Annotated in this window: 11 protein-coding genes and 1 rRNA gene; 6 read left to right on the plus strand and 6 right to left on the minus strand. The window is 33.9% G+C overall.

Going from position 1 to position 13184, the window contains the following annotated elements; all coding sequences use genetic code 11:
* From AC3E9W_RS17665 to AC3E9W_RS17675, 3 genes are all read right to left on the minus strand, one after another.
* Positions 1-103 (minus strand): 16S ribosomal RNA (locus AC3E9W_RS17665); the annotation flags it as partial.
* A gap of 202 nt (positions 104-305) precedes the next feature.
* On the minus strand, positions 306-485 hold the full coding sequence (locus AC3E9W_RS17670; RefSeq protein ID WP_488769379.1) for a hypothetical protein: 180 nt from the start codon (positions 483-485) through the stop codon (positions 306-308).
* Positions 486-1098: 613 nt separating this feature from the next.
* The gene (locus tag AC3E9W_RS17675; protein ID WP_488769380.1) at positions 1099-1779 is read right to left on the minus strand and encodes a DUF4294 domain-containing protein; all 681 of its coding nucleotides are present in this window, start codon (positions 1777-1779) and stop codon (positions 1099-1101) included.
* 81 nt (positions 1780-1860) lie between these two features.
* On the opposite strand from AC3E9W_RS17675, the gene AC3E9W_RS17680 reads away from it, so the two are divergent.
* The 6 genes from AC3E9W_RS17680 (at position 1861) to AC3E9W_RS17705 (ending at position 10580) form a co-directional block, all read left to right on the plus strand.
* A complete protein-coding gene (locus AC3E9W_RS17680) occupies positions 1861-2949 on the plus strand; it encodes a M42 family metallopeptidase (RefSeq protein ID WP_488769381.1) in 1089 nt (362 codons plus the stop codon).
* A 63-nt stretch (positions 2950-3012) separates the two neighbouring features.
* On the plus strand, positions 3013-3693 hold the full coding sequence (locus tag AC3E9W_RS17685; protein WP_488769382.1) for a response regulator transcription factor: 681 nt from the start codon (positions 3013-3015) through the stop codon (positions 3691-3693).
* Complete coding sequence (locus tag AC3E9W_RS17690; RefSeq protein WP_488769383.1) at positions 3690-5051, plus strand: sensor histidine kinase; 1362 nt, start codon at positions 3690-3692, stop codon at positions 5049-5051. Before AC3E9W_RS17685 ends, AC3E9W_RS17690 begins: the two co-directional genes overlap by 4 nt.
* A gap of 84 nt (positions 5052-5135) precedes the next feature.
* Positions 5136-6383, plus strand: a complete 1248-nt coding sequence (locus AC3E9W_RS17695; RefSeq protein WP_488769384.1) for a TolC family protein — start codon at positions 5136-5138, stop codon at positions 6381-6383.
* 12 nt (positions 6384-6395) lie between these two features.
* Positions 6396-7478: an efflux RND transporter periplasmic adaptor subunit gene (locus AC3E9W_RS17700; RefSeq protein ID WP_456896860.1), complete on the plus strand. Its 1083-nt coding sequence runs from the start codon at positions 6396-6398 to the stop codon at positions 7476-7478.
* A gap of 3 nt (positions 7479-7481) precedes the next feature.
* On the plus strand, positions 7482-10580 hold the full coding sequence (locus AC3E9W_RS17705; protein WP_488769385.1) for an efflux RND transporter permease subunit: 3099 nt from the start codon (positions 7482-7484) through the stop codon (positions 10578-10580).
* 161 nt (positions 10581-10741) lie between these two features.
* On the opposite strand, the gene AC3E9W_RS17710 is transcribed toward AC3E9W_RS17705, so the two are convergent.
* The 3 genes from AC3E9W_RS17710 to AC3E9W_RS17720 all read right to left on the minus strand — a co-directional run bounded on the left by AC3E9W_RS17710 (position 10742) and on the right by AC3E9W_RS17720 (position 13179).
* Positions 10742-11122, minus strand: coding sequence for an ankyrin repeat domain-containing protein (locus AC3E9W_RS17710; RefSeq protein WP_488769386.1), 381 nt, complete (start codon positions 11120-11122; stop codon positions 10742-10744).
* Between the two features lie 380 nt (positions 11123-11502).
* Complete coding sequence (locus tag AC3E9W_RS17715) at positions 11503-11901, minus strand: ankyrin repeat domain-containing protein (protein WP_488769387.1); 399 nt, start codon at positions 11899-11901, stop codon at positions 11503-11505.
* Positions 11902-12045: 144 nt separating this feature from the next.
* Positions 12046-13179 carry a glycoside hydrolase family 26 protein gene (locus tag AC3E9W_RS17720; protein ID WP_488769388.1) on the minus strand — a complete coding sequence of 378 codons (1134 nt, stop codon included), beginning with the start codon at positions 13177-13179 and terminating at the stop codon, positions 12046-12048.
* Positions 13180-13184 lie beyond the last annotated feature (5 nt).

Below are 13184 nucleotides of genomic sequence, written 5' to 3' on the forward strand. Positions count from 1 at the left end.
CCCGTGCGCCGGTCTCAAGCACCGAAGTGCTCTACCCCTCGACTTGCATGTGTTAAGCCTGCCGCTAGCGTTCATCCTGAGCCAGGATCAAACTCTTCATCGTATATTTTAATATTATATAATCGATGCTTTTCCTATCGGTTCTTTTTCGAATCTTCCGACTCTACTGCTCTTATTCTTTTTGTCCCGATAAATCGGGACGGCTGTCAATTCAATATATCTACGAACGTGTCTTCTTTTAATTTCGCTTGTGTTTCAAAGCGGGTGCAAAACTAAAACTTCTTTTTGTTTCCTGCAAGAAAAATTTAAAGTTTTTTTTGGGGATTTTTTTCATCCCATTTCCTTAATTTTTCTTCCAATCTTTCAAAGAGCCTTCCGTGTTTTGCGGGGTGCAAATGTAAAAAGCATTTTCTTTTCCTGCAAGCTTTTCCGAATCTTTTTTCTGAAAATTTCTTTTCTTTTTTATCCTTAAAGCCTGCCGGCATTTCGATGAGCGTTTTCGCTGTTGCGGGTGCAAAAGTAGACCCTTTTTCCAGTTATACAAGATTTTTTATCATGTTTTTTCAATCTTTTTGCGTTCTTTTTCTTAACGCGCTGGTAACATAGGCTTTGCGTTTTAATTATTTTGAGCCTTTCGTGGGTTTTTTCTTAGTTCAGTTCTAGATTCCATAATTTACGCTTTTATTCTTTCCCGTTTTTTGGGGAGTTTTCAGTGTTTAGCTTGTTTTTTACACTTAACAGACGCAAAGCTTCTTCTGGAAACGGCTCCCCTAGCCCCGATAGAAGCGGAAATCCTTTTTGGGGCGGGGTTCGCCCAGAAAAGATTGCAGCGGATAGCGGGATTAAGCTCCTAAATATTCTCATCTCTTAAATTACATCGAGAAAGGCTTCGACTTCGCTCAGCCGGACAGAAGAGACTTATACATTAATATTATAGTGTTAGTGAATAGCGCTGCGTGAGACGCACTGCAGTGCGCCTCTACAGGAAAACTGGGAGCTGAACTTATACCATATATATTGTGTAAAAATAAACCCGACAGGTTTTGGAAACCTGTCGGGTTGTAGGCGTTAAATAGTTACCTTTATATATGTATCGAATTATTTCTTGTTTAGTTCTTTTGCTTTTTGTTGCCATTTTTCTGCTAGATCTTGGTAATCTACTGGATTGGCGGGTTTTTGATTTACAAGTCGACCAGATTCGAATGCTCTAACTAAGATGGTTTCTATTAAATAGTCTTCGTTTACATCATATGGCTTGTACTCTTCTTTTAAACTAATATCAAATAAATTGGCGGTTGTATTAGATACAAAGGCTTTGAATCCGCTTTTTAGTGTTTTTATTAATTCGTAGGTTGTAATACCAGTTTGGCGATGAATCAGCTTTACTAAAATCTGTCCTTGCTTTCTGGATAATTTTTTTAGCCTTTGTTCGAATTCGTTATTTAAGTAATCTTCTACGATTTTAAAATACTTCTTCTTTTCGCGACTAGTTTTCAATCTAGCCATTCCGTTGTTTAAAGCTGTTAATCTCTCTGAAGCTAGTTTTGCATACGGATAAACTTTATAAACTCGATTTTGCAGAATTTGGAATTGCTTCATTTCTTCTGGGCTCATCTTCTGCCCCTTAGAAATAATTATTTCAGGAAGCTGAATGGTATCACCTAAAATTGAATCTCTCTCTGTGAGAATGTACCCCATTTGTTCGTTCTCTTTGGGAGTAACTTGGGCTTTGGAAGAAAAACAAACTAATAGTATAAATAAAAAGGTGGTTAGTCTCATTGAATCATAATTTAAGTGTAAAATTATATATTTATACACAACTCTAATACCAAATTTCTATTTTAGCAAAAAAATATTTTTATGAGTACAAATTCTATCTTAAATGATAACTCTATAGCTTTCTTAGAAAGTTACTTAAATAACGCTTCTCCTACTGGTTACGAGAGTGAAGGTCAGAAACTTTGGATGGATTATCTAAAACCTTATGTGGATACTTTTATAACTGATACTTACGGAACTGCTGTTGGAGTAATTAATCCTGACGCTCCCTATAAAGTTGTTATTGAAGGGCATGCTGATGAAATTTCATGGTATGTAAATTATATTACGGAAGATGGTTTAATATATGTAATACGAAATGGTGGTTCTGATCATCAGATTGCTCCTTCTAAAAGGGTTAATATTCACACTAAAAATGGGATTGTAAAAGGTGTTTTTGGATGGCCAGCGATTCATACTCGTTTACGTGACAAAGAAGAGGTTCCAAAATTGAGTAATATTTTTATTGATTTAGGATGCGAAACTAAGGAACAGGTTGAAGCATTAGGCGTTCATGTTGGCTGTGTGATTACGTATCCAGACGAATTTATGATTTTAAACGAAAATAAATTTGTTTGCCGAGCTATTGACAACAGAATGGGTGGTTTTATGATTGCTGAAGTTGCGCGTTTACTACATGAGAATAAAAAAACGCTTCCTTTTGGTTTGTATATTGTAAATTCTGTTCAAGAAGAAATTGGTCTTCGCGGAGCTGAAATGATTGCTCACCGAATTAAACCAAATGTTGCGATTGTGACTGATGTTTGCCACGATACCACTACTCCAATGATTGATAAAAAGGTTGAAGGCGATCTTAAAATGGGTAAAGGTCCTGTTATTGGTTACTCACCGGCAATTCAGAATAAATTGCGTGATTTGATTGTAGATACAGCTTCAGAAAATAAAATTCCTTTTCAGAGACATGCTACATCAAGAGCTACAGGTACAGATACAGATGCTTTTGCTTATAGTAATGGTGGTGTGCCTTCTGCATTGATTTCGCTTCCGTTGCGTTATATGCATACAACTGTTGAGATGGTTCACAGAGACGATGTTGAAAATGTAATCCAACTTATTTATGAAGCCTTATTAAAAATTGAGAATAACGAAACTTTTTCTTATTTTAAATAAAAATATATTTCTAATGTAAATCCAGATCAATACACAGATCTGGATTTACAAATAATAAATAATATGAAAATATTACTGCTCGAAGACGATTTTACTTTGTCTAAAGAAATTTCGGCGTTCTTTGTTTCGAAGGATTTCGAGTGTTTTCCTTATTATGATGGCTCGCTTCTCATCAAAAAGTATTTTCCTTACGATTACGATTTGATTATTCTGGATATTAATGTTCCAGGAACAAACGGAATTGATGTTTGCAGGGATATTCGTAAAGTTGACAAAAAGACCCCAATTATAATGCTTACGGCTTTTAGCGAAATTGAAGACAAATTATCTTCTTTTGATAACGGCGCAGACGATTATTTGGTAAAACCTTTTCATTTTGAGGAATTGTACGCGAGAGTTCAGTCGCTTTTAAGGAGAAAAGAAGTTCCGCAGCAGATTGAAAATAAAATTGTAATTGACGATCTTGAAATTCTGGAAGAAGAAATGAAAGTTTTTAGATCTGGAGAAGAAATAAAACTAACGCCAAAAGAATTCAATTTAATTTTAATTTTGGCACATGCTAAAGGAAAAGTGCTTTCTAAACAGTTTATTGCCGATAAGCTCTGGGATTATCATATAGAAACCAATCAGAATACTATAGAAGTTTATATAAACTTTTTGAGAAAGAAAATCGATAAAGAACACGAAACAAAACTTATCCGCACTAAAGTAGGTTACGGATATTATTTAAGCGACAAGGAATGACATTAAAAAATCGGATATCACTTTTGGTTAGTTTGCTGTTTACCATTCTTTTTGGTTTGGCTTCTACTGTGATATTCGTTTTGTATTCTAATTATAGAAAAGAAGAATTTAGAGATCGATTAGAGATTAAAGCTTTATCTAACATCAAATTGCTTGTTAATGTAAAGCGTGTCGATAATCAGCTTTTAAAAATAATTGACCAAAATTCTATCAATAAACTTTACGATGAAAAAACGCTTGTTTTTGATTCTAATTTTAAATTGATTTACAGCAGTATTGATGATGCTAAAATTAATTGGTCTATTGAGGATTTAAAATATTTAAAGAAGAATAAAACCTTTTTTAAACAGCAAGGCGACTATGAAGTTTATGGTGTTTTTTATGATACCAACGATAAGGATTTCTATGCACTTATTTCTGCAACGGACGATTATGGCAAAAAGAAATTGCTGTTTTTGAGATATACGTTGGTTATCTCTTATTTGTTCTTTACTACTATTTGCTGGCTTTTGACTTCTTTAGCTGTAAAGAAAGCATTGAAACCTCTGGATGCTTTTCATCAGAAAATAAAAAATATTAACGAAAATAATCTCGACACCCGAATTACATCACATCGTACTAAAAACGAAATTGATTTAATTGCGGACGAGTTTAATTTTATGATGGATCGAATTGAGATTTCCTATCAAAAGCAGAAAGAGTTTACGGCACATGCGTCTCACGAACTGCGAACTCCGCTTTCTAGAATGACTTCTCAGATTGAAAATGCTATTACTGATCCTGAAATTAATCCCGAAAAGAAATCTTTCTTAAATAATATATTAGATGATGTCAATCATTTGAGCGAATTGATTAACTCGTTATTGATTCTTTCTAAAATTGATAATCGAAAAACGCATCATAATGATGTTCAGCGTATTGATGAGATTTTGTTTTCTTCTATTGAAAAAATCAATAAAACATTTCCAGATTTTGTTATTCTTTTTGAAATGGAAGAAAGTGATGATTTAGATACCACATTAGAATTTAACGGAAATAAAAACCTTCTCGAAATCGCGATTACCAATGTTTTAAAGAACGCCTACATTTATTCAGACAACAAACAGGCAAAGGTAAAAATCGGTACCGAGAACGGTCAGTTGATTTTATCGATTTCAAATTCTGGCCGAACTTTAAATGATTCGGAACAAAAAAATCTTTTTCAGCCTTTTATGCGTGGCGAAAATGCTAAAGGAATTACTGGTTTTGGACTTGGGCTTCGAATAGTAAATCGTATTCTTAATCTTCACAACTCACACATAACTTACAGTATTCCAGATACTAACATTAATTTATTTAGTATTATTTTTCGTAGATAATTTATTTTAAGCTATTTTTAAGGTAGATTTTAAGGCGTCTTAAAGTCGGCTGATAGCATATTTGTATAAAATAAATTTGATACAATGAAAAAACTATATGCATTCTTACTGCTTGCATTGCTCAATCAGGTAGTTATGGCTCAAAAAACAGTTACTCTTCAAGACTGTGAAAGCCAATTCTTAAAAAAGAATCTTTTTTTACTGGCGTCGCAATATAATATTGATGCCGCAAAAGCCCTAACTATTCAGGCCAGGATTTGGGACAACCCCACTATAACTGCCGAATTGAATGCTTATAATCCTGAACGTGACAAGTTTTTTGACATTGGCAAAAACGGACAGAAAGTGTTTGCAATTGAACAGCTTATTTATCTTGGCGGTAAAAAAAGAAATGAAGTTAAACTTGCTCAAGCTAATACACAATTGGCAGAACTTCAGTTTAATGATGTATTGCGTACCTTAAAACTACAATTGCGCAAAAGCTTTTTTACTGTTTATTACAATACTAAAAATCTGGAAAATACAGATAAACAATTGGCTCATATCGAGAACTTGATTAACTCGTATTCTATTCAGGCGCAAAAAGGGAATATTCCTTTAAAAGACGTCGTTCGTTTGCAGTCATTGTATCTTAACTTCAAAAATGAACGATTGGAAGTCATTAATGATAATATTGAAGAACAGGCTAATTTGAAACTTCTTTTGAATGAAACTGAAAACGTAGTTCCGACAGTAAGAAAAGAAGATTCAGATAAATATTTAAAGATAATCGCTTTTGATCTTAAAGGTTTTGAAGAACAAGCCATAGCAAACCGTCCTGATTATCTGGCCAAACAAAAAGAAATTGATGCTAATGAACTGAATGTAAAATGGCAAAAATCGCTTTCGGTTCCAGATATTACTTTGGGCGCCAACTACGATCAGCGAAGCGGAGCGTTTAACAATGAAGCTAATTTAAGCGTAGGTATTCCGTTGCCTTTATGGAACAAGAACAAAGGAAATATTAAATATGCTCAATCTATTCTGGAACAATCGAAAGTTGAAAAACAAAATTTCGAGTTGCAATTGCAAACCGAAATTACTTCTGCTTGGACCAAATGGGATGAATCTAGACAAAACTACAGCGTGATCAAGCCAACTGTAAATTCTGATTTTGAAGCGGTTTACAACGGAATGCTGACCAACTTTCAGAAACGAAACGTAAGCCTTTTAGAATTTACCGATTTCATGGAAAGTTACAATCAGGCAATAATTCAGTTAAATGAATTGAAGAAAAAAGTCGTTATCGCAGGCGAAGAGTTAAATAGTACCATCAACAAAGATTTATTTTAAAAAATTATAGAAATGAAACATATATTCTTAGGAATCGCAATAGTTAGTTTGGCTCTGACAAGCTGCAAAAAGGAAGTTGAAAATCCTGAAACCAATACTTCGTTTGTTTTAAGCAACGATATGCTAAAAACGACTACAACAGCCGAAGCTAAAACGGAGCCTGTAAAAAACGAGCTAAGTTTTTACGGTAAAATTACAGCCGATAATAATAAAATGATCGATGTATATCCGCTTGTTGGTGGAAATGTAATGAAAGTAAACGTTGAGCTTGGAGATTATGTCAAAAAAGGACAAGTTCTCGCAACAATAAAAAGTACTGATGTTGCCGATTTTGAAAAACAATCTATTGATGCCAAAAGTGATTTGCTGGTTGCAAAAAACAATTTAAAAGTAGCTCAAGAATTATTTGATGGAAAATTAAATTCTGAAAGTGATGTTCTTCAAGCAAAATCTGAAGTAAACAAAGCGCAGTCACAATTAAGTAAAATTCAGGAAACTTATAAAATTTATAATATCAAAGCTGGATCTATTTATGAAGTAACGGCTCCTATAAGCGGTTTTATCATTCAAAAAAGCATCAATCAGGATATGCTTTTGCGTAATGACCGTTCTGAGAACATATTTGATATTGCAGAAATTAGTGAGGTTTGGGCAATGGCGAATATTAATGAAATTGATATTAATAAAGTAAAACTGGGAACTAACGCTGCGGTTACCACTTTAAGTTATCCTGACAAAACGTTTTATGGCAAAGTAGACAAAATCTACAATGTAATTGATCCAGAAACGAAAGCCATGCAGGCCAGAATTAAACTAAGCAATACAGATTATATGCTTAAACCTGATATGAATGCCAATATCAAATTGTCTTTTAATGAAAATCAATCTATGATAGCCGTGCCTAGTAAAGCTATTGTGTTTGATAAAAGCAAAAATTTTGTAGTAGTTTTTAAAGACCGAAATAATATCGAAACCAGACAAGTAGAAGTTTACAGAGTTGTTGGAGACACAACTTATATTTCGAGCGGTTTAAAAGAGAATGAAAAGGTAATTACAAACAACCAGTTATTCATTTATGGTGCTTTAAACAATTAAGACATGAACAAATTCATTAAAAATATTATTGCTTTTTCGCTAAAGAACAAAGCATTTACTTTCTTTTGGGTTGGATTATTAGCTGTGGCTGGATTTATTTCATTCAAAAATATGCCAATCGACGCCTTCCCAGACGTTACCAATACACAAATCATTATTATTACGCAATGGAATGGAAAAAGTGCTGAAGAAGTAGAGCGCTTCGTGACCTCTCCCATTGAAATTGCCATGAACTCTGTACAGAAAAAGACCAGTGTTCGAAGCATTACAATGTTTGGTTTGTCTGTAATAAAAATCATTTTTGATGACGGTGTTGACGATACTTTCGCCCGTTTTCAGGTAAACAATTTATTGAAAAATGTTTCGCTTCCCGATGATGTCGAACCAGATGTACAGCCTCCGTACGGCCCAACTGGGGAAATTTTCAGATATATCGTAAAAAGTGACAGCAGAGATAGTAGAGAATTATTGACTTACCAAAACTGGGTTATCGATAAACAATTGCGTTCACTTCCTGGTGTTGCCGATTTGAATGTTTTTGGAGGTCAGACTAAAACTTATGAAGTTGGAGTTGATCCGATTAAATTAGCAAAGTATAACATTACGCCATTGCAAGTTTATAATGCAGTAAACTCCGGAAACTTGAATGTTGGTGGTGATGTAATTGAAAAAAACGGACAAGCTTTTGTGGTTCGTGGTGTTGGTTTATTAAAGTCAAGAGAAGATATTGGAAATATTATTGTTGACGATGCCGGCGGAAATCCGATTTTGGTTAAAAACTTAGCTGACGTTTACGAAAGTTCAATGCCTAGAGTTGGACAAACCGGTCTTGGAAATAATGACGATGCTGTAGAAGGAATTGTTGTAATGCGTAAAGGAGAAAATCCGCAGGAAACTCTGGCATTGATTAAAGCAAAAATCAAAGATCTTAATGAAAATGTTCTTCCAAAAGACATAAAAATTGAAACTTTTTACGATCGTGACAATTTAATGAATTTTACTACCGAAACGGTAATGCACAATTTATTTGAAGGTATTATTCTGGTTACTTGTGTTGTATTCTTATTCATGGCCGACTGGCGAACCACTTTTACGGTTTCTATTGTTATTCCGCTTTCGCTTTTATTTGCCTTTTTATGTTTAAAAATGATGGGAATGAGTGCCAACTTATTAAGTTTAGGTGCTGTCGATTTCGGAATTATCATTGACGGAGCCGTCGTAATGGTCGAAGGATTGTTTGTAGTTCTCGATCATCGAGCGCATCAATTGGGAATGGAGAAATTCAATAAAATTGCCAAAGGAAGCTTAATCAAGAAAACAGGAACAGAAATGGGTAAAGCTATTTTCTTTTCTAAACTGATTATCATCACAGCTCTGCTTCCTATTTTCTCTTTCCAGAAAGTAGAAGGAAAAATGTTCTCTCCTCTAGCCTTTACTTTAGGTTTTGCTTTATTGGGAGCACTTATTTTTACGTTGACTTTAGTTCCAGTTCTTTCTCATATTTTATTGAATAAAAATGTAAGAGAAAAGCACAATCCGTTTGTAAATTTCTGGGATCGAATTGTTTCTAAAGGATTTGCTTGGACTTTTAAACATAAAATTCAGACGCTAATTGCTTCTACGGCGTTACTTGGAGCAGTTTTCTTTTCTGCAGGTTTCTTAGGAACAGAATTTTTACCGCAATTAAATGAAGGAGCCTTATGGGTTACGGCTGAATTGCCAATGAGTACTTCTCTTCCTGAAAGTGTGAAAACGGCGGCGATGATTAGAAAAGACTTAGAAAGTTTTCCTGAAGTTAAAAAAGTATTATCTCAAACTGGACGAAGCAATGACGGAACCGATCCAAATGGTTTTGGGTTTATTCAGCTTCAGGTTGACTTGCTTCCAAAAGCAGAATGGAAACGTAAAATTTCTATGGACGATCTAATTAATGAAATGGATAATAAGCTGAAAATTCATCAGGGAATTACGTATAATTATTCTCAGCCTGTAATTGATAACGTTGCCGAATCGGTTGCTGGTTTTAAAGCATCGAATGCAGTTAAAATTTATGGCGATGATTTGAACAAACTCGACGAACTTGCCAATAAAGTTCTGGCTGAAATAAAAGATATTCCAGGAATAAAAGATGCTGGAATTCTTAGAAATGTAGGTCAACCCGAAATAAGCGTAATCTTAGACCGCGAAAAAATGGCGGCTTACGGTGTAACTTTAAGCGATGCACAAGCCGTTTTAGAGTTGGCTTTTGGAGGAAAAACGGCAACTGAAAAATATGAAGATGAAAAGAAATTTGATGTTCGTGTCCGTTTTTCTAAAGAATACAGAAAAGATGAAAAAGATTTGGAAGAAATTAAAGTTCCAACGATTAGCGGAATCAAAATTCCTTTGAAAGAAATCTGCGATATTAAAACCATTACAGGGCCTGCATTTATTTATAGAGATAATACCAAACGTTTTATTGGAGTAAAATTCTCTGTTCGTGATCGAGATTTAGGAAGTACCATTGCCGAAGCGCAATCTAAAATAAATAAACTTAAACTTCCTGCGGGTTACACAACGGGTTGGACAGGCGAATTTGAAAATCAGGTTCGTGCGAGTGCACGTTTGGCGCAGGTTGTACCAATCAGTTTAATCGGGATTTTTGTTCTTTTATTTATTCTGTTTGGAAACTTTAAAGATTCGCTTCTTGTTTTAGCTAACGTTCCGTTTGCAATTATTGGCGGAATCATAGCGCTACATATTACAGGAATGAATTTCGGAATTTCTGCTGGAGTAGGTTTTATTGCCCTTCTAGGAATCTGTATTCAAAATGGTGTTATTCTGATATCGGAATTTCATCATAATCTGAAGGCGAAATTTTCGCTCGAAGAATCTATTTTTAGAGGAGTAAAAGCGAGAACAAGAGCCGTAGTTATGACTGCTTTAATGGCTTCTATCGGATTATTGCCAGCAGCAATTTCTACCGGAATTGGTTCTGAATCGCAAAAACCGCTTGCCATTGTAATTATTGGCGGATTAATGACTGCAACAGTCTTGACGCTATTGGTATTCCCGATCTTATTTTGGGTATTCAACAGAAAGAAAGATGTACCAATAGAATAAAAATATTTAGTTTTAAATCATTTGTTGGGATTTAAAAAAAGAAGAAGCATCATTAAAAATAATGGTGCTTTTTTGTTTTAGTATGCAAAATCTAAAGCAAAAAAAATGACCTTTTGCTCAGAAAGGTCATTTTTATACTAACTCAAAACTTTTTTAAACTGTTATTTCAAATCTTTCAAAAGCGCAATTGCATCTGAAGCATTTGATCCTTGTGCATATTTCAATGCAGTATAACCTTTTTCATTTTTGGTGCTTGGATTTGCTCCGCTAGCCAATAATACTTTAATGATTTCATGTTTATTGTAAAGTGCAGCGATCATTAAAGGAGTAAGATCTTCAGACATTTGGTTAACGTCTGCTCCGTATTCAATAAACTTTTTAACCGTTTCAAGGTCTCCTTTGCTAATAGCAACATTTAATGGATTTGCTGCATAACCTGTACGTTCAACTGGATTTTTAAAAGTTGAAACTTTGTTTGAAGCCATTGCTACATTTCCAAATGTTACTAAGGCTAGTCCTAAATAAATAACTGATTTTTTCATAATGATTGATGTTTGTTAAATGATTGTTGATGATGATGATTTTTTTAATTCTGATGTAAAGGTAAATTATTTTAGTGTATTATGCATTACAAAGTACCATGTTTTAACCAATTCTTAACATTTACTTAATAATACGATAATTAAAGAACCTAAACGTTACCAAATTAATGGTTTTACTATAATAGACTACAGAAAACCAAAAATGTTACAATAAATCTTATTTATTTTTCAACTAGCATGAAAAAGATAACATTACAACAGAAGCGCTCTTTTCTAAATCTTATTTTTATGGATAAAATTAAGAGAGCAGAAACCTGATTCTAAAGCCTGTAAATAGAAAAGTGCAATTCAGTATTTTTTGAATTGCACTTTATTTTTTCTTATTTACTACTTCTGCGATTTTCTTTTATTACTTTCAATATCGTAATAGAATCGGTTGCTTTTGCATACTCTGCGTAATTCAAGGCTGTAAGTCCATGCGAATTTTCGATTGACGAATCTGCGCCATTTTCAATTAAAATTTTTATGATTTCACAATAATCAAATCGTGCCGCAAGCATTAATGGCGTCATATTATTTACCATTTTATTGACATTGGTTCCATACATTATAAATTTCTTGACGGCGTCAATATCGCCTTTGCTTACTGCAAGATGAAATGGTGAGTTTCCAAAAGCAGAGAATTCAACTTGGTTTTTAGCTTCTAAATCAAAGTTTGATGCAAACGAAGCATTTCCTAAAAAGAAAACTGCTCCTAAAATAATTACTGTTTTTTTCATGATGATTGTTTGTTAAATGATTGATGATGATGATTTACTACTTAGACGACTCAAAAATGAATTTGGTTGCATGATTTTGAAAAAAATAAAAAGCGCAATTCGGTTTAATCCAAATTGCGCTTTCATATAGACATTAAGAATAGTCTAAATTTTAAACTTCTTGCTATAAATATTCTTTACATCTTTTTCAAATAAAGTAAAAGGATCATCGTAAAATTTTAAAAAATCACTTTCGCTAACTTGTCCAGAAAAAGGCGCATAATAATGCGTTGGACTTACAGCATCATTTCGCCATACTAAAACGTAAGCCAATTCTAGATTTTCAGATTTTAATGTTTTAAGCAAAACCTCTGTCCACCAATTTTCGTTTGGAATAGATTCTAATCCTGTTTCTGTAAATGCAGCGAGTTTTTTCTTTTTTAGAGCCAAATCAGAAAATATTTTAAGCTTTTTTATTCCTGCTTCTAAATCATATTTTCCGTCTCTGCCAAAATCTCCATAATCATCCATACCCAACATATCAACATATTCATCTCCGGGATAACGCTCTAAATATTCCGATTCAGAATTAAATCGATTGTCTGGAGAAAAAGCATAAATAAAATTGTGAACTCTCAAAGTGTCTTTCAAATAAGAAACCGTAAACTGCCAAACCGCAATAAAATCTTCTCGAGAAGCATGCGATTTTCCCCACCAAAACCAATCGCCATCAAATTCATGAAAAGGCCTGAAAATCATTGGAGAAAGTTTTCCATCTTTGGCTTTTACTGAATGGGCAAAATTGGCAATAGTTTTTAAAATTTCTTTGTACTGTTCATGATGAGATCCCCCAGGTTTTATCAAAGCCATTGAAGCTGTCGAAATTCCGTCTTTCCAATAAAATCCGCCTTCAGAAGCGGGATTATTAAAATGCCAAGAAACCGTTGTAATTCCGCCTCTTTCATAAGTAGCAATCACATTTTTTCTTAAAACTTCTTTAGCTTTTTCAATCTGTTCTATTGATCGTCCAGAAAAATCACTAAAATCAATTCCAATAACCGCTGGATGAGAACCCGTAACTGATTTAACGTCTGACCGATTGGGTTCGTTACTCCATCCGTGTCCGTATTCAAGCGCGTGCTGATGCCCGAAAAGAATATGATTTTTTGAAATCGTTTTTAAATTCTGGTAAAGGTTTTTGGTTTCTTTTGTCGCATTTTTATCAATTTGCGCAAAAAGAAAATGCCCTGCTGTAATACATACAAAAAGCAAGGCATTTTTTTTCGGTATAAAGTTCATGGCTT

It is taken from the genome of Flavobacterium sp. 38 (assembly GCF_057799715.1).

Coding starts and splice junctions, on each gene's coding strand:
- AC3E9W_RS17670 (WP_488769379.1), bottom strand. CDS start 485: ATGCCGGCAGGCTTTAAGGATAAAAAAGAAAAGAAATTTTCAGAAAAA.
- AC3E9W_RS17675 (WP_488769380.1), bottom strand. CDS start 1,779: ATGAGACTAACCACCTTTTTATTTATACTATTAGTTTGTTTTTCTTCC.
- AC3E9W_RS17680 (WP_488769381.1), top strand. CDS start 1,861: ATGAGTACAAATTCTATCTTAAATGATAACTCTATAGCTTTCTTAGAA.
- AC3E9W_RS17685 (WP_488769382.1), top strand. CDS start 3,013: ATGAAAATATTACTGCTCGAAGACGATTTTACTTTGTCTAAAGAAATT.
- AC3E9W_RS17690 (WP_488769383.1), top strand. CDS start 3,690: ATGACATTAAAAAATCGGATATCACTTTTGGTTAGTTTGCTGTTTACC.
- AC3E9W_RS17695 (WP_488769384.1), top strand. CDS start 5,136: ATGAAAAAACTATATGCATTCTTACTGCTTGCATTGCTCAATCAGGTA.
- AC3E9W_RS17700 (WP_456896860.1), top strand. CDS start 6,396: ATGAAACATATATTCTTAGGAATCGCAATAGTTAGTTTGGCTCTGACA.
- AC3E9W_RS17705 (WP_488769385.1), top strand. CDS start 7,482: ATGAACAAATTCATTAAAAATATTATTGCTTTTTCGCTAAAGAACAAA.
- AC3E9W_RS17710 (WP_488769386.1), bottom strand. CDS start 11,122: ATGAAAAAATCAGTTATTTATTTAGGACTAGCCTTAGTAACATTTGGA.
- AC3E9W_RS17715 (WP_488769387.1), bottom strand. CDS start 11,901: ATGAAAAAAACAGTAATTATTTTAGGAGCAGTTTTCTTTTTAGGAAAT.
- AC3E9W_RS17720 (WP_488769388.1), bottom strand. CDS start 13,179: ATGAACTTTATACCGAAAAAAAATGCCTTGCTTTTTGTATGTATTACA.